Origin of the sequence: Pseudomonas sp. HN2 (assembly GCF_020736465.1) — a bacterium.
GTDB lineage: Bacteria > Pseudomonadota > Gammaproteobacteria > Pseudomonadales > Pseudomonadaceae > Aquipseudomonas > Aquipseudomonas moraviensis_A.
On record NZ_CP085885.1, the window covers coordinates 4,771,301 to 4,791,144 of the forward strand.

Annotated in this window: 16 protein-coding genes; 8 read left to right on the plus strand and 8 right to left on the minus strand. The window is 61.1% G+C overall.

Annotation, left to right across the window (positions count from 1 at the left end; all coding sequences use genetic code 11):
- The first annotated feature begins 89 nt into the window (after window positions 1-89).
- The 7 genes from LIS66_RS21085 to LIS66_RS21115 all read left to right on the plus strand — a co-directional run bounded on the left by LIS66_RS21085 (window position 90) and on the right by LIS66_RS21115 (window position 12,026).
- Window positions 90-2,141, plus strand: coding sequence for a putative bifunctional diguanylate cyclase/phosphodiesterase (locus LIS66_RS21085; protein WP_042607344.1), 2,052 nt, complete (start codon window positions 90-92; stop codon window positions 2,139-2,141).
- Window positions 2,142-2,336: 195 nt separating this feature from the next.
- Entirely contained in the window at window positions 2,337-3,695 is a 1,359-nt protein-coding gene (locus LIS66_RS21090) for an imelysin family protein (RefSeq protein WP_116659279.1), read from the plus strand.
- 277 nt (window positions 3,696-3,972) lie between these two features.
- Window positions 3,973-5,400: a di-heme oxidoredictase family protein gene (locus tag LIS66_RS21095; protein WP_227972978.1), complete on the plus strand. Its 1,428-nt coding sequence runs from the start codon at window positions 3,973-3,975 to the stop codon at window positions 5,398-5,400.
- A gap of 27 nt (window positions 5,401-5,427) precedes the next feature.
- Complete coding sequence (locus tag LIS66_RS21100; RefSeq protein ID WP_116659051.1) at window positions 5,428-6,492, plus strand: imelysin family protein; 1,065 nt, start codon at window positions 5,428-5,430, stop codon at window positions 6,490-6,492.
- Window positions 6,493-6,506: 14 nt separating this feature from the next.
- Window positions 6,507-7,607, plus strand: coding sequence for a DUF1513 domain-containing protein (locus tag LIS66_RS21105; RefSeq protein ID WP_083353476.1), 1,101 nt, complete (start codon window positions 6,507-6,509; stop codon window positions 7,605-7,607).
- A gap of 221 nt (window positions 7,608-7,828) precedes the next feature.
- The gene (locus tag LIS66_RS21110) at window positions 7,829-8,977 is read left to right on the plus strand and encodes an efflux RND transporter periplasmic adaptor subunit (protein WP_064365075.1); all 1,149 of its coding nucleotides are present in this window, start codon (window positions 7,829-7,831) and stop codon (window positions 8,975-8,977) included.
- A 13-nt stretch (window positions 8,978-8,990) separates the two neighbouring features.
- The gene (locus LIS66_RS21115; RefSeq protein ID WP_227972979.1) at window positions 8,991-12,026 is read left to right on the plus strand and encodes a multidrug efflux RND transporter permease subunit; all 3,036 of its coding nucleotides are present in this window, start codon (window positions 8,991-8,993) and stop codon (window positions 12,024-12,026) included.
- Window positions 12,027-12,184: 158 nt separating this feature from the next.
- Here LIS66_RS21115 and LIS66_RS21120 read toward each other — a convergent pair whose 3' ends face one another.
- From LIS66_RS21120 to colR, 5 genes are all read right to left on the minus strand, one after another.
- Window positions 12,185-12,412, minus strand: coding sequence for a hypothetical protein (locus tag LIS66_RS21120; RefSeq protein WP_042607350.1), 228 nt, complete (start codon window positions 12,410-12,412; stop codon window positions 12,185-12,187).
- A 2-nt stretch (window positions 12,413-12,414) separates the two neighbouring features.
- Entirely contained in the window at window positions 12,415-13,131 is a 717-nt protein-coding gene (locus LIS66_RS21125; protein WP_083353478.1) for a lipopolysaccharide kinase InaA family protein, read from the minus strand.
- Between the two features lie 3 nt (window positions 13,132-13,134).
- Window positions 13,135-13,803 (minus strand): class I SAM-dependent methyltransferase, encoded by a 669-nt coding sequence (locus LIS66_RS21130; protein ID WP_042607352.1) that lies wholly within the window; start codon window positions 13,801-13,803, stop codon window positions 13,135-13,137.
- A 151-nt stretch (window positions 13,804-13,954) separates the two neighbouring features.
- Window positions 13,955-15,238 carry a sensor histidine kinase gene (locus tag LIS66_RS21135; RefSeq protein ID WP_042607353.1) on the minus strand — a complete coding sequence of 428 codons (1,284 nt, stop codon included), beginning with the start codon at window positions 15,236-15,238 and terminating at the stop codon, window positions 13,955-13,957.
- Window positions 15,228-15,911, minus strand: coding sequence for a two-component system response regulator ColR (colR, locus tag LIS66_RS21140; protein ID WP_016773421.1), 684 nt, complete (start codon window positions 15,909-15,911; stop codon window positions 15,228-15,230). Before colR ends, LIS66_RS21135 begins: the two co-directional genes overlap by 11 nt.
- A gap of 209 nt (window positions 15,912-16,120) precedes the next feature.
- Here colR and LIS66_RS21145 point away from each other — a divergent pair, with 209 nt between their 5' ends.
- On the plus strand, window positions 16,121-16,864 hold the full coding sequence (locus tag LIS66_RS21145) for a phosphatase PAP2 family protein (RefSeq protein WP_083353479.1): 744 nt from the start codon (window positions 16,121-16,123) through the stop codon (window positions 16,862-16,864).
- Between the two features lie 189 nt (window positions 16,865-17,053).
- Here LIS66_RS21145 and groL read toward each other — a convergent pair whose 3' ends face one another.
- The 3 genes from groL to LIS66_RS21160 form a co-directional block, all read right to left on the minus strand.
- On the minus strand, window positions 17,054-18,700 hold the full coding sequence (groL, locus tag LIS66_RS21150) for a chaperonin GroEL (protein ID WP_065616674.1): 1,647 nt from the start codon (window positions 18,698-18,700) through the stop codon (window positions 17,054-17,056).
- 50 nt (window positions 18,701-18,750) lie between these two features.
- A complete protein-coding gene (locus LIS66_RS21155) occupies window positions 18,751-19,044 on the minus strand; it encodes a co-chaperone GroES (RefSeq protein WP_007916610.1) in 294 nt (97 codons plus the stop codon).
- Between the two features lie 259 nt (window positions 19,045-19,303).
- Complete coding sequence (locus LIS66_RS21160; protein WP_227972980.1) at window positions 19,304-19,780, minus strand: FxsA family protein; 477 nt, start codon at window positions 19,778-19,780, stop codon at window positions 19,304-19,306.
- Window positions 19,781-19,844 lie beyond the last annotated feature (64 nt).

Sequence of the window (19,844 nt, forward strand, 5' to 3'; positions counted from 1 at the left end):
CGTGCCTGATTGTCCCTTTGACTGCCAACCCGGGATTGCCAATACTCATGGCAACTTGACGCTACCCGCACGGAACAAGGAATAACCCTTTGAAGCTGGAACTCAAGAACAGCTTGTCGGTGAAGTTGCTCCGGGTCGTGCTCCTGTCGGCATTGATCGTAGGCGTAGTCTTGAGCTGCGCGCAGATTGTCTTCGATGCCTACAAGACCCGTCAGGCGGTGGCCGGTGACGCCGAGCGGATCCTCGACATGTTCCGCGATCCTTCGACCCAGGCGGTCTATAGCCTGGACCGGGAAATGGGCATGCAGGTGATCGAGGGGCTGTTCCAGGACGACGCCGTGCGCCAGGCCTCCATTGGTCATCCCAATGAAGCGATGCTCGCGCAGAAATCCCGCGAATTGCAGCATTCCAACAGCCGTTGGCTGACCGACCTGATTCTCGGTCAGGAACGCACCTTCACCACGCAATTGGTCGGCCGTGGCCCCTACAGCGAATACTACGGCGACCTGAGCATCACCCTCGACACCGCAACCTATGGCGAAGGCTTCATTGTCAGCTCGGTGATCATCTTCATTTCCGGCGTACTGCGCGCACTCGCCATGGGACTGGTGCTGTATCTGGTCTATCACTGGCTGCTGACCAAACCGCTGTCGCGGATCATCGAGCACCTCACCGAAATCAACCCGGATCGTCCCAGCGAGCACAAGATTCCGCAGCTCAAGGGCCACGAAAAAAACGAGCTGGGCCTGTGGATCAACACCGCCAACCAGTTGCTCGAGTCCATCGAACGCAACACCCACCTGCGCCACGAAGCAGAAAACAGCCTGCTGCGCATGGCCCAGTACGACTTCCTGACCGGTCTGCCGAACCGCCAGCAATTGCAGCAGCAGCTGGACAAGATTCTCGTCGATGCCGGCAAGTTGCAGCGCCGCGTCGCGGTGTTGTGCGTCGGCCTGGATGATTTCAAAGGCATCAACGAACAATTCAGCTACCAGACCGGCGACCAGTTGCTGCTGGCCCTGGCCGATCGCTTGCGCGCCCACAGCGGTCGTCTCGGCGCCCTTGCCCGCCTGGGCGGCGATCAGTTCGCCCTGGTGCAGGCCGACATCGAACAACCTTACGAAGCAGCGGAACTGGCGCAGAGCATTCTCGATGACCTGGAGGCGCCCTTCGCCCTCGACGATCAGGAAATCCGCCTGCGCGCGACCATCGGCATCACCCTGTTCCCGGAGGACGGCGACAGCACCGAGAAGCTGTTGCAGAAAGCCGAGCAGACCATGACCCTGGCCAAGACCCGCTCGCGCAACCGCTATCAGTTCTACATCGCCAGCGTCGACAGCGAGATGCGCCGCCGTCGCGAGCTGGAAAAAGACCTGCGTGATGCGCTGATCCGCGACCAGTTCTACCTCGTCTATCAGCCGCAGATCAGTTATCGCGATCATCGCGTAGTGGGTGTCGAAGCGCTGATTCGCTGGCAGCACCCCGAACACGGCCTGGTGCCGCCGGACCTGTTCATTCCGCTGGCCGAACAGAACGGCACGATCATCGCCATCGGCGAGTGGGTGCTCGACCAGGCCTGCAAGCAATTGCGCGAGTGGCATGATCAGGGTTTTGTCGATCTGCGCATGGCGGTCAACCTGTCGACCGTGCAACTGCACCACGCCGAGCTGCCGCGGGTGGTCAACAACCTGCTGCAAATGTACCGCCTGCCGCCGCGCAGTCTGGAACTGGAAGTCACCGAAACCGGCCTGATGGAAGACATCACCACCGCCGCCCAGCATCTGCTGAGCCTGCGCCGCTCCGGCGCACTGATTGCGATCGACGACTTCGGCACCGGCTATTCATCCCTCAGCTATCTGAAAAGCCTGCCGCTGGACAAGATCAAGATCGACAAGAGCTTCGTCCAGGATCTGCTGGATGACGACGATGACGCGACCATCGTTCGCGCGATCATTCAACTGGGCAAGAGCCTGGGCATGCAGGTGATTGCCGAAGGCGTGGAGACCGCCGAGCAGGAAACCTACATCATTTCCGAGGGTTGCCACGAAGGTCAGGGCTACCACTACAGCAAACCGCTGCCGGCGCGGGAGCTGGGTATTTACCTCAAGCAGGCGCAACGCAGCAATGCGGCGATTCTTTAAAGATCAAAAGATCGCAGCCTCGTTGCACTCGTCAGCTCCTACAGTGCAACGAGGCTGCGATCTTTTGATCTTCTTGCGCAAATAAGAAATATTTCCACCCACGCCTTTACACATAATGCGAAAGATTTGCATTATGTCGCAGTTTTGCGCGCCCCCGGCGCCAGTCCACTCAACTACCGAAGCAGGATGTTCGCCATGATTCGTATGCCTCTGGCTACCGCCAGTCTGCTGGCCATCGCTATTTCCCTCGCCGGTTGCGGTGAAGGCAAGGACAAAGAAAAAGCCTCCGAAATGACTCCGGCTTCCAGCAGCGCTGCTCCAGCCCCGGCGCCGGCCGCTGCCCCTGCTCCTGCTGCCGGTAAAGTTGACGATGCCGCCGCCAAGGCTGTGGTCGCGCACTACGCCGACATGGTCTTCGCCGTTTACAGCGATGCCGAATCCACCGCGAAAACCCTGCAAACCGCCGTCGACGCGTTCCTCGCCAAGCCGAACGCCGACACCCTGAAAGCCGCCAAGGCTGCCTGGGTTGCCGCGCGCGTGCCGTACCTGCAGAGCGAAGTGTTCCGCTTCGGCAACACCATTATTGACGACTGGGAAGGTCAGGTTAACGCCTGGCCGCTGGACGAAGGCCTGATCGACTACGTCGACAAATCCTACGAGCACGCACTGGGTAACCCGGGCGCCACCGCCAATATCATCGCCAACACCGAAGTTCAGGTCGGCGAAGACAAGGTCGACGTGAAAGAGATCACCCCGGAAAAACTCGCCAGCCTCAATGAGCTGGGCGGTTCCGAAGCCAACGTTGCGACTGGCTACCACGCCATCGAATTCCTCCTCTGGGGCCAGGACCTCAACGGTACCGGCCCGGGCGCTGGCAACCGTCCGGCCTCGGACTACCTGGAAGGCGCCGGCGCCACCGGTGGTCACAACGAGCGTCGTCGTGCCTACCTGAAAGCCGTGACCCAACTGCTGGTCAGCGATCTGGAAGAAATGGTCGGTAACTGGAAGCCGAACGTGGCCGACAACTACCGCGCCACACTGGAAGCCGAGCCAGGCGAAACCGGCCTGCGCAAAATGCTCTTCGGCATGGGCAGCCTGTCCCTGGGTGAACTGGCGGGCGAGCGCATGAAGGTTTCCCTGGAAGCCAACTCCCCTGAAGACGAGCAGGATTGCTTCAGCGACAACACCCACTACTCGCACTTCTACGATGCCAAAGGCGTGCGTAACGTTTATCTGGGCGAGTACACCCGGGTTGACGGCACCAAGCTGACCGGCGCCAGCCTGTCGTCGCTGGTGGCCAAGGCCGACCCGGCCGCCGACACCGCACTGAAAGCCGATCTGGCCGCGACCGAAGCGAAAATCCAGGTCATGGTCGATCACGCCAACAAGGGTGAGCACTACGACCAGTTGATCGCCGCCGGCAACACCGCTGGCAACCAGGTTGTTCGAGACGCCATCGCCGCGCTGGTCAAGCAGACCGGCTCGATCGAAGCCGCTGCCGGCAAACTGGGCATCAGCGACCTGAACCCGGACAACGCCGATCACGAGTTCTGATCACCGCGTCCGCGTCAAAAAGAGGCGACCTTCGGGTCGCCTTTTTCATACCTGGCACACCGCTGTCCCTGTGGGAGCGAGCCTGTTCGCGAAGGCCTTATCCGGCGCGGCATTTTCAGCGCGTCGGGCGTCTCTTTCGCGAGCAGGCTCGCTCCCACAGTGTTGGCACGCGCTTCAAGGCTTGCGCTGTATCAAGCAAACGATAATTCCTCTTATTCAAACTCCCCTGCCCTGTTAGACTTTGCGCCTTTGTTTTCGCCCGTTTGCAGGATGTCTGATGCCGTCGTTGCCGCTTCGCTTGTCCGCATTGTTGCTGGCCCTGGGCCTGAGTGCCTGCGATGACGCCCCGCGTTTCACCAAGGCCGAGCCGGGTGAAGCGCGATCGGGCGGTGCGGCGACCGTGCGCAAGAGTGATCAGACCGCGTTCTCCCTGCCATCGGCCAACCTGCCTCCGTCGCGGCGGGTGGATTTCAGTGTCGGCAACAGCTTCTTCCGCAGCCCGTGGGTAATTGCGCCGTCGACCACCACGGCGCGCGACGGCCTCGGCCCGTTGTTCAATACCAACGCCTGCCAGAACTGCCACATCAAGGACGGTCGCGGTCATCCGCCGGCCCCTGATGCGACCAATGCGGTGTCGATGCTGGTGCGCCTGTCGATTCCCGACGCGCCGCCCTACGCCAAAATCATCGAACAGCTCGGCGTGGTGCCGGAGCCGGTGTATGGCGGGCAGTTCCAGGACATGGCCGTGCCCGGCGTCGCCCCGGAAGGCAAGGTGCGCGTCGACTACACGCCAGTGCCCGTACGGTTCAAGGACGGCACGCAAGTGGAGTTGCGCAAACCGACCCTGCAGATCACTCAACTCGGTTACGGCCCGATGCATCCGGACACGCGTTTCTCCGCGCGGGTGGCGCCGCCGATGATTGGTCTGGGCCTGCTCGAAGCGATCCCCGAAGAGGCGATCCTCGCCAACGCCGCCGCCCAGGTGAAAGAGAACAACGGCATCAATGGCCGGCCCAACCGTGTTTGGGATGACCAGTTGCAGAAAACCGTGATCGGCCGGTTCGGCTGGAAAGCCGGGCAGCCGAATCTCAACCAGCAGAATGTTCACGCGTTCTCCGGTGACATGGGCCTGACCACCAGCCTGCGGCCTTTCGACGACTGCACCGAGGCGCAGACCGCCTGCAAACAGGCGCCGAACGGCAATGGCCCGGACGGCGAACCGGAAGTCAGCGACAACATCCTGCGTCTGGTGCTGTTCTACAGCCGCAATCTGGCAGTGCCGGCGCGCCGTGGCGTCAACGACCCACAGGTGCTGGCCGGCAAGAACCTGTTTTTCCAGGCCGGTTGCCAGTCGTGCCACACGCCCAAATACACCACCGCCGCCAACGCCGCCGAACCTGAGCTGGCCAATCAAGTGATTCGTCCGTACAGCGATTTGCTCCTGCACGACATGGGCGAAGGACTGGCGGACAACCGCACGGAATTTCAGGCCTCCGGCCGCGACTGGCGCACGCCGCCGTTGTGGGGGATTGGTCTGACGCAAGCGGTCAGCGGTCACACGCAGTTTTTGCACGACGGCCGCGCTCGCAACCTGCTCGAAGCGGTGCTCTGGCATGGCGGCGAAGCGACGGCTGCGCAGCAACAGGTTTTGTCTTTCAATGCCGAGCAGCGCGCTGCGTTGCTGGCATTTCTGAACTCACTTTAAATACTGAAAACGCATCGGGAGCCCGACATGTTCCGTCCCAAGTTACTGTTCACCAGCCTTGCCGCGCTCGCCCTCGGCGCCTGCTCGCCGCAGGATCCGCAAGCGGTCACCTCGGCGGCGATCGCCAAATCGGTGATCCTGCCGACCTACACCCGCTGGGTCGAAGCCGACCGGCAACTGGCGGTCAGCGCCCTCGCCTACTGCCAGGGCAAGGAAAGCCTGGAAACCGCCCGCGCCGACTTCCTCCACGCGCAGAAAGCCTGGGCCGAGCTGCAACCGCTGCTGATCGGCCCGCTGGCCGAGGGCAATCGCTCGTGGCAAGTGCAGTTCTGGCCGGACAAGAAAAACCTCGTCGGCCGTCAGGTCGAGCAACTGGTCGTCGCCCAGCCGCAGATCGATGCCGCCGCGCTGGCCAAATCCAGCGTCGTGGTGCAAGGCCTGTCGGCTTACGAATACATCCTTTTTGACGCCAAGCCTGACGTCGCCAACGATGCGCAGAAAGCCAAGTACTGCCCGCTGTTGATCGCTATCGGCGAGCGTCAGAAGCAACTGGCCGAAGAAATTCTGCAGGGCTGGAACAACACCGACGGCATGCTCGCGCAGATGAGCAAGTTCCCCAACCAGCGCTACGCCGACTCCCACGAAGCGATCGCCGATCTGCTACGCGTACAAGTCACTGCACTGGATACCCTGAAGAAAAAACTCGGTACGCCGATGGGCCGTCAGAGCAAAGGCGTGCCGCAGCCGTTCCAGGCGGATGCGTGGCGCAGCCAGTCGTCGCTGACCGCACTGGAAGCCAGCCTTGCCGCGGCCAAAACCGTTTGGGAAGGCGTCGACAACAAAGGCCTGCGCGGGCTGTTGCCAGCCGAGCAGAAACCCCTGGCGGACAAGATCGACGCCGCTTATGCCGCCTCGCTGAAGCTGTTCGACAGCACCCAGCGTTCGCTCGGCGAAATGCTCGAGGACGACCCCGGTCGCCAGCAACTCAACGATATCTACGACAGCCTCAACGTCGTCCATCGCCTGCATGAAGGCGAGCTGGCCAAGGCGCTGGGCATCCAACTGGGCTTCAATGCCAACGACGGTGACTGATGAGGGCGAGTGCCATGCTGCGACGTCAGGTTCTGACTTTAGGTAGTGCACTGCTGGGAGCAGTGACGCTGGGCGGCTGGACGCTGTTCAAACGCAAGGATCAGAGCCCGTTGCTGTTGTCGGCGCGCGATGACAGCGACGGCAAGCATTACGCCGTCGGTTATCGGCTCGACGGCACGCGGGTGTTCGCCACCCACGTCGGTCAGCGATGCCACGACATCATCAATCATCCGACGCAGCCGCTGGCGCTGTTCGTTGCGCGGCGTCCGGGTACCGAGAGTTACCTGATCGATCTGCGCGACGGCAAGTTGCTGCAGACCGTGACCTCGCAACCGAACCGGCACTTCTACGGCCACGCCGTGGTGCACAAGGACGGCGAATACCTGTACGCCACCGAGAACGACACCACCGATCCCGGCCGTGGCCTGCTCGGCGTGTACAAGTTCGAGGGCGAGCGACTGGTGCACACGGGCGAGATCTCCACCCACGGCCTCGGCCCGCATCAAGTGTCGTGGATGCCCGATGGCGAGACGCTGGTGGTGGCCAATGGCGGGATTCGTACCGAGGCGGAAAGCCGCGTCGACATGAACCTCAACGCCATGGAGCCGAGCCTGGTACTGATGCAGCGCGACGGCACGTTGCTGAGCAAGGAAACCCTCGCCCAGCAGATGAACAGCGTGCGTCACCTGGGCATTGCCAGTGACGGCACCATCGTCGCCGGCCAGCAATTCATGGGGCCGTCCCACGAGCGCTCGGAGCTGCTGGCGATCAAACGGCCGGGGCAACCGTTCGTGGCGTTCCCGGTGGCCGAGCAACAGCTGCAGGCGATGGGGCACTACACGGCCAGCGTCGCGGTGCACAGCGATCTGCGTCTGGTCGCGTTGACCGCGCCGCGTGGCAACCGCTTCTTTATCTGGGATCTGGACAGCGGCGAACTGCGCCTCGATGCGCCGCTGCCTGATTGCGCCGGCGTCGGTGCGGTGAAGGATGGCTTTGTCGTGACCTCGGGTCAGGGCCGCTGCCGCTACTACGATTGCCGCCAGGAACAACTGCTGGCCAAGCCGCTGGAATTGCCGGCGGGGCTCTGGGATAACCATCTCCATCTGATGGCCTAGGCACCACCCGATTTGTGGCGAGGGAGCTTGCTCCCGCTGGACTGCGCAGCAGGCCCCGCTTTTGCACAAAAAGAGGAGCCGCTTCGCGCCTCAGCGGGAGCAAGCTCCCTCGCCACATGGATTCGGGTGTGCAGTACCTGTAATAACTGCCAGTTGGAATCCCCCCTGTACTCGGAGTAATGTGCCCGCCTGTCTCATGATTTATCCAAGGAACTGGACATATGCTGCGTCGCCGCATGCTGATCATGTTGGGTGTTGTTTTGCTGCTCGTCCTGGTGCTGGGCGGATACAAGGCCTTTTCGATCTACACGATGATCCAGGGCTTTTCCAAACCGAAACCACCCATCAGCGTCGCCGTGGCCACGGCCGGCGAACAGCCGTGGCAGATGCGTTTGCCCACTGTCGGTTCGCTCAAGGCGCTGCAAGGCGTTGACCTGAGCCTGGAAGTCGCCGGCACCGTCACGGAACTCAAATTCGAATCCGGGCAGAAGGTCAAGGCCGGCCAACCGTTGTTGCAACTCGACAGCGCCGTGGAAACCGCCCTGCTGGAAACCGCCCGCGCCGATCTCGGCCTGGCGCAACTGGACTTCGGCCGTGGCGCGCAACTGGTCGACAGCCGCGCGATCTCCAAAGGCGAATACGACCGCCTCTCCGCCGTGCTGCAAAAGAACAAAGCCACGGTCAATCAGCTCAACGCGTCACTGGCGAAAAAGCGCATCCTCGCGCCATTCAGCGGCACCATCGGCATCCGTCAGGTCGACGTCGGCGACTACCTCGCCAGCGGCACCAAAATCGCCACGCTGCAGGACTTGAGCAGCCTCTACGCCGACTTCTACGTACCGGAACAAGCGGTGCCGAAACTCGCCATCGGCCAGCCCGTGCAGTTCACCGTTGCCGCTTACCCGGGGCAGAACTTTACCGGCAAGATCAGCGCGATCAACCCGATCGTCGAAAGCACCACGCGCAACATCCTCGTCCGCGCCACCCTGGCCAACCCCGACGGCAAGCTGCTGCCGGGGATGTTCGCCAGCCTTGAGGTGCTGCTGCCCGATCCGCAGAAACACATCGTGGTGCCGGAGAGCGCGATCACCTACACCCTGTACGGCAACTCGGTGTACGTGGTCGGGCAGAAAAAAGCCGAGGACGGCAGCGTCGCCAAGGATGACAACGGCCAACCGCTGCTGATCGCCGAACGTCGTTTCGTCGAGACCGGTGAACGCCGTGATGGCCTGGTGATGATCAACAAGGGCGTGCAGAGCGGCGAACAGGTGGTGACGGCTGGCCAGATCAAACTGGACAACGGCGCCCACATCGCCATCAGCGACGACAAGACCCTCGGCGAGCAGAACAGTCCGCCTCGCGCCGACTGATCAAGGAATCCCCATGGCTTTTACCGATCCGTTCATCCGCCGCCCGGTGCTCGCCACCGTGGTCAGCCTGCTGATTGTGCTGCTGGGCTTCCAGGCCTGGAGCAAGCTGCCGCTGCGCCAGTACCCGCAAATGGAAAACGCCCTGATCACGGTGACCACGGCTTACCCCGGGGCCAACGCCGAGACCATTCAGGGCTACATCACCCAACCGATGCAACAGAGCCTGGCCAGCGCCGAGGGCATCGACTACATGACCTCGGTCAGCCGGCAGAACTTCTCGGTGATCTCGATTTACGCGCGCATTGGCGCCAACACCGACCGCTTGTTCACCGAGTTGCTGGCCAAGGCCAACGAGGTCAAGAACAAGCTGCCGCAGGACGCTGAAGACCCGGTGCTGAGCAAGGAATCTGCCGACGCTTCGGCGCTGATGTACATCAGTTTCTTCAGCAAGGACCTGAGCAACCCGCAGATCACCGACTACCTGTCGCGGGTCATCCAGCCGAAACTGGCGACGCTGCCAGGCATGGCCGAAGCGGAAATCCTCGGCAATCAGGTATTCGCCATGCGCCTGTGGCTCGACCCGGTGAAACTCGCCGGCTTCGGCCTCAGCGCCGCCGACGTCACCGCTGCGGTGCGTCAGTACAACTTCCTCTCCGCCGCCGGTGAGGTGAAAGGCGAGTACACCGTCACCAGCATCAATGCCAACACCGAACTGAAATCCGCCGAAGCCTTCGCGGCGATTCCGCTCAAGGTCGACGGCGACAGCCGCGTGCTGCTGCGCGATGTCGCGCGGGTGGAAATGGGCGCGGAAAACTACGACTCGATCAGTTCGTTCGGCGGCACGCCGTCGGTGTACATCGGCATCAAGGCCACGCCCGGGGCCAACCCGCTGGACGTGATCAGGGAAGTGCGCAAGCTGATGCCCGAGCTGGAATCGCAGCTGCCGCCGAACCTGAAAAGCGAAATCGCCTACGACGCCACACTGTTCATTCAAGCCTCGATCGATGAGGTGGTGAAAACCCTGTTCGAAGCGGTGCTGATCGTCATCGTCGTGGTGTTCCTGTTCCTCGGCGCACTGCGCTCGGTGGTGATCCCGGTGGTGACCATCCCGCTGTCGATGATCGGCGTGATGTTCTTCATGCAGATGATGGGTTACTCGATGAACCTGCTGACGCTGCTGGCAATGGTGCTGGCCATCGGTCTGGTGGTGGACGATGCGATCGTCGTGGTGGAAAACATCCACCGGCACATCGAAGAAGGCAAGACGCCGTTCGATGCTGCCCTGGAAGGCGCCCGCGAGATCGCCATGCCGGTGGTGTCGATGACCATCACCCTGGCGGCGGTGTACGCGCCGATCGGTTTTCTCACCGGGCTGACCGGAGCACTGTTCAAGGAGTTCGCCCTGACCCTGGCCGGCGCAGTGGTGATTTCCGGCGTCGTCGCCCTGACCCTGTCGCCGATGATGTGCGCGTTTCTGCTGCGCCACGAAGAGAATCCCAGCGGACTGGCCCATCGTCTCGACCGGGTTTTCGAAGGCCTCAAGCGTCGTTATCAGAGCATGCTGCACGGCACGCTCAATACCCGGCCGGTGGTGCTGGTGTTCGCGGTGATCGTGCTGTGCCTGATTCCGGTGTTCCTCAAGTTCACCAAGTCGGAACTGGCGCCGGACGAGGACCAGGGCATCATTTTCATGATGGCCAGCGCGCCGCAGCCGACCAACCTCGACTACCTGAGCACCTACACCGACCAATTCATCACCATCTTCAAAGAGTTTCCCGAGTACTACTCTTCGTTCCAGATCAACGGCTACAACGGCGTGCAGGCCGGCATCGGCGGTTTCCTGCTCAAACCGTGGAACGAGCGCGGCCGTACGCAGATGGAAATCCTCCCCGAGGTGCAGAGCAAGCTGGAGAGCATTCCCGGCTTGCAGATCTTCGGCTTCAACCTGCCCTCCTTGCCCGGCACCGGTGAAGGGTTGCCGTTCGAATTCGTGGTCAACACCGCCAATGACTACGAGTTGCTGCTGCAAGTTGCCGAGCGTATCGAGAAGCGCGCAATGGAGTCGGGCAAGTTCGCCTTCGTCGACCTCGATCTGGCGTTCGACAAACCGGAAGTGGTGGTCGATATCGACCGCGACAAGGCTGCGCAGATGGGCGTATCGATGCTCGATCTGGGCGGCACGCTGGCGACCTTGCTTGGCGAGGCGGAGATCAACCGCTTCACCATCGACGGGCGCAGCTACAAGGTCATCGCCCAGGTCGAACGGGCCTACCGCGACAACCCGGACTGGCTGAACAACTACTACGTGAAAAACACTCAGGGCGAATTGTTGCCACTGTCGACCTTGATCAAGGTCAGCGACCGCGCACGACCGCGCCAGCTCAACCAGTTCCAGCAGCTCAACGCGGCGAAGATTTCCGGTTTCCCGCTGGTGAGCATGGGCGAAGCCATCGATACCGTGCTGCAGATCGCCCGTGAAGAAGCACCGGCCGGGTTTGCGTTTGACTACGGCGGCGCCTCGCGCCAGTACGTGCAGGAAGGCAGTGCCTTGTGGGTCACGTTCGCCCTGGCGTTGGCGATAATCTTTCTGGTGCTGGCCGCGCAGTTCGAGAGCTTCCGTGATCCGCTGGTGATTCTGGTGACGGTGCCGCTGTCGATTTGCGGCGCGCTGATTCCGCTGTTCCTTGGCTGGTCGAGCATGAACATCTACACCCAGGTCGGGCTGGTGACGCTGATCGGCCTGATCAGCAAGCACGGCATCCTGATCGTTGAGTTCGCCAACCAGTTGCGCAAGGACAAGGGCCTGACTGCCCGCGAAGCCGTGGAGGAAGCGGCGGCGATTCGCTTGCGTCCGGTACTGATGACCACGGCGGCGATGGTGTTCGGCATGGTGCCGCTGATTCTGGCGACCGGCGCGGGAGCGGTCAGCCGGTTTGATATCGGCATGGTGATCGCCACGGGGATGTCGATTGGCACGTTGTTTACGTTGTTCGTGCTGCCGTGTGTCTACACCTTCCTGGCGAAACCGGATCCCAAACCCACCACATAGCTCTTTGTAGGAGTGAGCCTGCTCGCGATAGCGGTATGTCAGTTTCCATAATGTTGACTGACACACCGTTATCGCGAGCAGGCTCACGCCTACAGGGGGAGCGGTGTGTAAAAAAAGGCCTCGCATTTGCGAGGCCTTTTATTTGGGCTTCATTCGTTTCAACTGGCTGGCCTCATTCCCTGGGACAGTCCGAACATGAACAACAACAAATCATGATCGGGCTGGGTCGCCACGGAGGCCTTGGCCACCCGTGGAACCGAACAGAAAGCGTCGTTCCCGGACGCTCCTATGACCTGCATGCGCGGCTGCTCCCAGGCAGCCACCGCCAGTGAAGCAACTGCCAAGGCCCCAACCAGGAACAAACCTCGTGCAATTTCGAGTTTCATCGCTATAAACCTTTGATAGCGCTGCCAAACGCCGTCTCATAAAAGTAGACGAGTTTTTTCCAGTCGGCATCGCGGAACGACGAATGGCGACGCAGCTGCTTCATGTCATGCTGCGCGGCGCGATAGGCGGTCAGGCGCTGGCGGCATTTCTCCAGATCGATCAGCGCCACTTCAACCTGCGCCGCTTCGCCTTCACCGATCACCCGTACGAACACGTGCTTGATGTAGATGCAGCTGTGCTGCCAGCGACCCTTGTGCATGCGCGCCAGGTTCTCGGCGAGGTCCTTGAGGACACGCTCGTAAACCACGTCGCCACATTGATCGCGGCCACCAGCAGCGGCCAGCCAGTGTTCCAGTTCCTGAAAGCCGTCGAGTGATCTGGTGACAAGCAGGGCCCGCCACTTGTGCTGCGGATCCGGTTGAGCGCCGCAAAAGACGATCTGCGGAACCCGTACGCCGAGCTTGCTTACGCCGGTCAGTGCATCGAGTTCACGCAATACGGTCGGGCGACCGAACGGGTGCAACCAGCTGCGATAGATGTGCCCGGTCTGGCGCTTGGCGTACAGCAACTGGCCGTCACGGCCGACGATACGCTGCACACCACTTTCACCGCCGCGGCGCACGTTGGGCTCTTCAACCCATTCGCCGCGCTGGGCCCAGTAATAATCGAAACCATCCTGTGGAGCGATACCCGCTCCAACCGCTGCTTGCACTGCCATCCTCTACCTCTTGCGTAATACGTAAACCCGCCACATCGCATAGAGCGGTATAAAGTCCAGTTGTTCCTGAATGCGGAAACCCGCCTGTTCAAATTCTTTCTCGATCGTCGTTGCCGGAATCAGAAAGCGATTCTGGTAATCGCGATTTGGCCGGTCCAGCTCAGCGCGTTTGCGCTTCCAGGCTTTGAAGTTGCCGTCGACCCACAATGAAACAATCACGCTGTCACGGGTGACCCGCTCGAATTCACGCAGGATCACCTTACGGTGCTCGGCTTCACCGATGTGGTGAAGAAGACGCATGCAGAAGATGCTGTCGACCGCGTTATCCGGCAGAGCAATATCGAACGCCGAGGTGTGCAGCGGTTGTACGCGCTTGACCACCTCGGCCGGCTGACCTTGCAGCGCCGTATTGATCATCGACTCGGAATTGTCCGCACCGATAATTACCCGATTGGGTTTTTCCGCGAGCATCGGCCAGAAGCGCCCTGCACCGCAGGGCAGGTCCAGCACCAGCCCGGGATCCCCCGCCAGCGCCAAGGCCTTGCGCCCCAATTGCTCGTCGCGCCAGTGCGACAGGCGGCGGCCAAGGCTCTCCTTGTGCTTGCGCAGGTAGCGTTGTGCGTGTTGGTCGTCGTACTTTTCGGAAAAATCGAGCTTGATCGGGCCGGCCATCATCTGGACTCCTGAGTTCTGATGACGTCACCTTAGGCAGCGACGTGTCAGCGTCAGGTCATCCAATTGTGAAAATTCTGTCAGGTAAATCTGCAAAGTATTACAACGTTATACAGGATTTAGACAGGTGGGCGGGAGTAGGCTCGAGACACTATTTGCCTGCATTCACGCCAAGATCTACCTCGAATCGGCAGCCATTGGGCTCCATTGTGCTCAGGCTGACCGTCCAGCCCTGGTTTTCGCAGATGCGCTGCACCAGCGATAACCCCAGGCCCAGACCCTCGCCCCGCTTCTCGCTGCCGCGCACAAATGGCTCGAACATCGCCTCGCGTTTTTCCTCGGGAATGCCCACGCCCGAGTCCTCGACGGCGAAGCCGTTGGCGGTGAGGGTCAGGCGAATGAAACCCTGCTCGGTGTAATGCAGTGCATTGCGCAGCAAATTGCCCATCACCGCGTTGAGCAAGGTCGCGTTGTAACGGGTGTCTGGAGGGTTGCCTGCCTCGAACATCAGCGTCAGGCCCTTGCGCTCGATCGGCTCGCGCCACAGGCACAGCAGGCTTTCGGCCACTTGCGTGAGGTTCTGCTGCGGCGCTGCCCCGGCCTCTTCGTTCTGCGCGCGCGCCAGCGTCAGGAAGGTCTGCACCAGCTCGCGCATTTCCTCGCTGGCGCGGGCGATACGCTCGACCTGGGCGCGACCGCGCTGATCGATGCCGGGGTTTTCCAACAGCAGTTCGCAGGAACTGGCGAGGACCATCAGCGGCGTGCGCAATTCATGGCTGACGTCGCTGGTGAACAGCCGCTCGCGGGTCAACGCCTGACGCAACCGGCCCAGCGTGGCATCGAACGCCACTGCCAGTTCACCGACTTCATCCGCGGCGTAATCCGGTGCCAGGGGTGGCGCCAGGCCGAGCAACTGATCGCGATGGCGCACCTGCCGGGCCAGCCGCACCACCGGCGCCATCACCTTGCGCGCGAGCACCCAGCCGAGAAACACCGCCAGCGCCAGACTGAGCACGAAGCCCACCAGCACCACGGCGAACAGCACGCGCTCGCGCTCTTCGAAATCGCTCTGATCCTGCAGCAGCACGTAGCGCCGGCCATCGACCACTTCGACCATGGCGTGATAGGACAGCTGCTCGCGAAACACTTCGTGGAAACCTGCATCGAGATGACGCAGATCCTTGGGCAGCTCGAAATCCCCGGGCCCGCCGCTGAAATAGAACAACTGATCTGGCTCCGGGCGATGGCTCCAGTCCGAGACGTTGTCCATCAACAGCAGCCGTTGCAGGTCGCCGCCCAGCCCTGCGGAAATCAGTTTCTCTTCCACCAGGTGCACCGTTGCCACGATGCCCATGGCGAAAGCGCCGGCCACCAGTGCGCTCATCAGCGCAAAGGCGATGATGATCCGCTGGGAAAGGCTCTGCTTAAACTCCATCTCGGCCCTCGGCCAAGCGATAACCGACACCGTGCACGGTGTGCAGCAGTGGCTTGGCGAATGGCTTGTCGATCACCTGGCGCAACTGGTGAACATGGCTGCGCAGGCTGTCGCTGTCCGGGCAGTCGTCGCCCCACAGCGCTTCTTCGAGAATCTCCCGACGCAGCACGTGCGGGCTCTTCTGCATCAGCACCGCGAGCAACTTGAGGCCGACCGGGTTGAGCTTGAGCAGCTTGCCTTCACGGGTCACTTCCAGGGTGTCGAGGTCGTAGCTCAGATCACCGACCTGCAACGCGCGGCGACCGCCGCCTTGGGCACGGCGCATGACCGCTTCGACGCGCGCCGCCAGTTCGGACAGGGCGAACGGTTTGATCAGGTAATCGTCGGCACCGGACTTGAAGCCCTGCAGCCGGTCGTCGAGTTGATCGCGCGCAGTGAGCATGATCACCGGAGTGTCGCGCCGGGCATCTTCACGCAGGCGCTTGCACAAGGTGTAGCCGTCGATGCCGGGCAGCATGATGTCGAGCACGATCAGGTCGTAATGCTCGGTTGCCGCCAGATGCAGACCGGACAGACCATCCTGGGCGCAATCGACGGTATAGCCTTTCATGCCCAGGTAATCGGCCAGATTGGCCAGGATGTCACGGTTGTCTTCGACCAGCAGAATTCGCATGGGCACCTCCTCCGAACGGGGTAACGGCCGTCTTGGCCCGCGCAGCTTACGGCCAAGTGTGGCTCAGGGCTAGGGGCCGTTGGATAAACCCGCGCATTGCGCTACCCGACGTTTTTTTCACTTTCGATTAACGAATCGCCAACGCCACCGCGCGCAGACTCCGCGCGATCTCGCTCTCTCCACTCCCTTCATCGACCAAGGAATCTGCCATGGTGTCGACCTCTGCCCTTCCCGCTTCAAGACCACTGAACGGGTGGTTGTGTCTGGGCATTCCCGCAGCGGCGGCGATCATTCTGCTGTTGCTGGAACTGACCGATCTGGACATGGTTCTGGCGCGAATGTTCTACGACCCGGTCGCCGGTGATTTCATCGGGCGGCACAGCTATTTTCTCGAAGACATCCTGCATGACCGGGCGAAACAGGTGGTGATCGGCTTCTCGGTATTTGCCATCCTCGGTTTCATCGGCGCGTTTTTCATCGAACGGCTGAAACCGTTCAAGCGTGAATTGGGCTGTCTGGTGCTATCGCTGGGACTGGCCACTTCGTTCGTCACTCCGGTCAAAGCCGTTACCGCGGTGCAGTGCCCATGGAGTCTGGAGCAATTCGGCGGCCACGAAACCTACAGCAAACTGATGGAGCATCGTCCCGCCACCGACAAGCCCGGGCGTTGCTGGCCGGGTGGCCATGCAGCGACCGGGTTCACCTTGTTTGCGTTGTTCTTCGTGCTGCGCGACCGCCGTCCTCGGCTGGCACGGCTGGCGTTTGTATTTGCCTTCGCGCTAGGCTCGGTGTTCTCGATCAGCCGCATGATGCAGGGCGCGCACTTCTTTTCGCACAACGTATGGACGGCGATCTTCTGCTGGCTGATTTGTCTGGGGGCCTATTACTGGGTGCTTTATCGCCCGGCAGGCAAGACTTCGACGGTTTTGAATCCGCAGCCAATCAACGCCTGAAATACAAATCCAATGTAGGAGTGAGCCTGCTCGCGATAGCGGTGTGTCATTCAAATAGCCAGTGACTGACATACCGCTATCGCGAGCAGGCTCACTCCTACAGGGGGCGGTGCAACTCTGGAATTCGGACAATAAAAAACCCCGCTGACTTTCGCCAGCGGGGTTTTGCGTTACAGGGCCAGGGCTGGCTTACATCATGCCGCCCATGCCACCCATGCCGCCCATGTCTGGCATGCCGCCGCCCGCTGCACCTTCTTTCTTCGGTGCGTCAGCAACAGCTGCTTCGGTGGTCAGGATCAGACCGCCGATCGAAGCTGCGGCTTGCAGAGCCGAACGGGTTACCTTGGTTGGGTCCAGGATGCCCATTTCGATCATGTCGCCGTATTCGCCGGAAGCAGCGTTGTAACCGAAGTTACCTTTGCCGTTCTTCACTTCGTTGACGACGACGCTTGGCTCGTCACCGGAGTTGGCAGCGATCTGACGCAGCGGCGCTTCAACAGCGCGACGCAGCACAGCGATACCGACGTTCTGGTCAGCGTTGTCGCCGGTCAGCTCGGTCAGTGCTTCCAGAGCACGGATCAGCGCCACGCCACCGCCAGGTACCACGCCTTCTTCAACGGCTGCGCGGGTTGCGTGCAGGGCGTCTTCAACGCGGGCTTTCTTCTCTTTCATTTCAACTTCGGAACCAGCGCCAACCTTGATCACCGCAACGCCGCCGGACAGCTTGGCCAGACGCTCTTGCAGTTTTTCACGGTCGTAGTCCGAGGAAGTTTCGGCAACCTGGGCACGGATCTGGGCGATACGGCCTTCGATGTCTGCCTGCACGCCAGCACCGTCAACGATGATGGTGTTTTCCTTGGACAGGGTGACGCGCTTGGCGTTACCCAGGTGCTCCAGGGTGGTGCTTTCCAGGCTCAGACCGATCTCTTCGGAGATCACGGTACCGCCGGTCAGAACAGCGATGTCCTGCAGCATGGCCTTGCGACGGTCGCCGAAGCCCGGTGCCTTGACGGCAGCGACTTTGACGATGCCACGCATGTTGTTCACAACCAGAGTCGCCAGGGCTTCGCCTTCAACGTCTTCGGCCACGATCAGCAGTGGACGGCCGGCTTTGGCAACGGCTTCCAGCACTGGCAGCATTTCGCGGATGTTCGAGATCTTCTTGTCGACCAGCAGGATCAGCGGGCCGTCGAGCTCGGCAACCATGGTGTCCGGCTTGTTGACGAAGTATGGCGACAGGTAGCCACGGTCGAACTGCATGCCTTCTACAACCGACAGTTCGTTTTCCAGGCCCGAGCCTTCTTCAACGGTGATCACGCCTTCTTTACCGACTTTTTCCATGGCTTCGGCAATGATGTCGCCGATGGAGTTGTCGGAGTTGGCCGAGATGGTGCCGACCTGAGCGATGGCCTTGAAGTCAGCGCATGGCTTGGACAGGGCTTTGAGCTCTTTGACGATGGCGATGGTCGCCTTGTCGATGCCGCGCTTGAGGTCCATCGGGTTCATGCCGGCAGCGACGGCTTTCAGGCCTTCGTTGACGATCGACTGAGCCAGAACGGTAGCGGTGGTAGTACCGTCACCAGCGTCATCGTTGGCACGGGAGGCAACGTCTTTGACCAGCTGCGCGCCCATGTTTTCGAAACGATCTTCGAGTTCGATCTCTTTGGCGACGGAAACGCCGTCCTTGGTGATGGTCGGAGCGCCGAAGCTCTTCTCGATAACCACGTTACGGCCTTTCGGGCCCAGGGTCGCTTTTACCGCGTCAGCCAGAACGTTGACGCCTTTGAGCATCTTGGTGCGGGCGGCATCGCCGAACTTAACTTCTTTAGCAGCCATGATCGATATTCCTTAAATACTTTGTAGTAACGGGAAAATGAACGGGAGTATCAGCCTTCGATAACCGCGAGAATTTCGTTCTCGCTCATTACCAGCAGGTCTTCGCCATCGACTTTCACAGTGTTGCTGCCGGAGTAAGGACCGAACACAACCTTGTCGCCTTCCTTCACGGACAGTGCACGCACTTCACCGTTTTCCAGAGCTTTGCCCGGGCCTACAGCGAGAATCACACCGTGGTTGGCTTTTTCAGCAGCCGAACCTGGCAGGACGATACCGCCAGCGGTTTTCTTTTCTTCTTCGCTGCGACGGATAACGACGCGGTCATGCAGAGGACGAAGCTTCATTGTCGATCTCTCCTAATTGTGGTTTTCATCGGCCGGTGTAGTCCCGGCGGGTTTAACAAATCCGGCCTGCGCCGGTCGCGATTCGTCGAGCGAACCGCGGAAGTCTGTCCGGTTCAAATACCGGAAACCTTTCGGTGACCGATACATAGGGGCGTACAAGCCGATTACAAGGGCTGGCGGAAAAAATTTTTCATCCAGACACGGTAAATAACAGCCATAAACGAGCACGGCACCCGCAGGTGCCGTGTCGATGCTGATGTCACTTGTTGTCGCGGTGCTCGAACTCGCCTTCGATCACATTCGGCTCTCGCCCCAGCGGCTCGCGCGGTGCCGGGCCGCCACGGGGTTGCAGGTCGTCGGCGAAGGCGCGCTGGCGCATGGCCTGGTCTTCGGCGCGCTGACGCATCTTGTTTGCCAGCAGACGGCGGGTGACCGGCAACAGCATCACCAGACCGACCACATCACTGATGAAGCCGGGGATGATCAACAGGCCGCCGGCCAGCGCCAGCATCAGGCCTTCGAGCATGGTCTGCGCGGGCAATTCGCCGCGGTTCAGGTTTTCCCGGGCACGCAATGCGGTGGCCAGACCGGCGACGCGCAGCACGAACACACCGAACATCGAGCCGAGAATGATCAGCAGCAGGGCCGGGAAGAACCCGATAGAGCCTGCCACTTTGACGAATACGAACAGCTCCAGCACTGGAAACAGCAGAAAGAGCAACAGAAAAGGGCGCATCAAAGTTTCCTCAACGCAAGAAATGCCTTGCAGTAAGCCTTAGATGACGTCGCCCTTGCGTGAA

What these genes read in the sequence shown, in the direction of transcription:
- LIS66_RS21160 (WP_227972980.1), bottom strand. Translation starts at nt 19,780, where the DNA reads ATGCGCCCTTTTCTGTTGCTCTTTCTGCTGTTTCCAGTGCTGGAGCTG.
- LIS66_RS21145 (WP_083353479.1), top strand. Translation starts at nt 16,121, where the DNA reads ATGGTGTCGACCTCTGCCCTTCCCGCTTCAAGACCACTGAACGGGTGG.
- LIS66_RS21095 (WP_227972978.1), top strand. Translation starts at nt 3,973, where the DNA reads ATGCCGTCGTTGCCGCTTCGCTTGTCCGCATTGTTGCTGGCCCTGGGC.
- LIS66_RS21125 (WP_083353478.1), bottom strand. Translation starts at nt 13,131, where the DNA reads ATGGCAGTGCAAGCAGCGGTTGGAGCGGGTATCGCTCCACAGGATGGT.
- LIS66_RS21135 (WP_042607353.1), bottom strand. Translation starts at nt 15,238, where the DNA reads ATGGAGTTTAAGCAGAGCCTTTCCCAGCGGATCATCATCGCCTTTGCG.
- LIS66_RS21110 (WP_064365075.1), top strand. Translation starts at nt 7,829, where the DNA reads ATGCTGCGTCGCCGCATGCTGATCATGTTGGGTGTTGTTTTGCTGCTC.
- LIS66_RS21090 (WP_116659279.1), top strand. Translation starts at nt 2,337, where the DNA reads ATGATTCGTATGCCTCTGGCTACCGCCAGTCTGCTGGCCATCGCTATT.
- LIS66_RS21115 (WP_227972979.1), top strand. Translation starts at nt 8,991, where the DNA reads ATGGCTTTTACCGATCCGTTCATCCGCCGCCCGGTGCTCGCCACCGTG.
- LIS66_RS21130 (WP_042607352.1), bottom strand. Translation starts at nt 13,803, where the DNA reads ATGGCCGGCCCGATCAAGCTCGATTTTTCCGAAAAGTACGACGACCAA.
- LIS66_RS21155 (WP_007916610.1), bottom strand. Translation starts at nt 19,044, where the DNA reads ATGAAGCTTCGTCCTCTGCATGACCGCGTCGTTATCCGTCGCAGCGAA.
- LIS66_RS21105 (WP_083353476.1), top strand. Translation starts at nt 6,507, where the DNA reads ATGCTGCGACGTCAGGTTCTGACTTTAGGTAGTGCACTGCTGGGAGCA.
- LIS66_RS21120 (WP_042607350.1), bottom strand. Translation starts at nt 12,412, where the DNA reads ATGAAACTCGAAATTGCACGAGGTTTGTTCCTGGTTGGGGCCTTGGCA.
- groL (WP_065616674.1), bottom strand. Translation starts at nt 18,700, where the DNA reads ATGGCTGCTAAAGAAGTTAAGTTCGGCGATGCCGCCCGCACCAAGATG.
- colR (WP_016773421.1), bottom strand. Translation starts at nt 15,911, where the DNA reads ATGCGAATTCTGCTGGTCGAAGACAACCGTGACATCCTGGCCAATCTG.
- LIS66_RS21100 (WP_116659051.1), top strand. Translation starts at nt 5,428, where the DNA reads ATGTTCCGTCCCAAGTTACTGTTCACCAGCCTTGCCGCGCTCGCCCTC.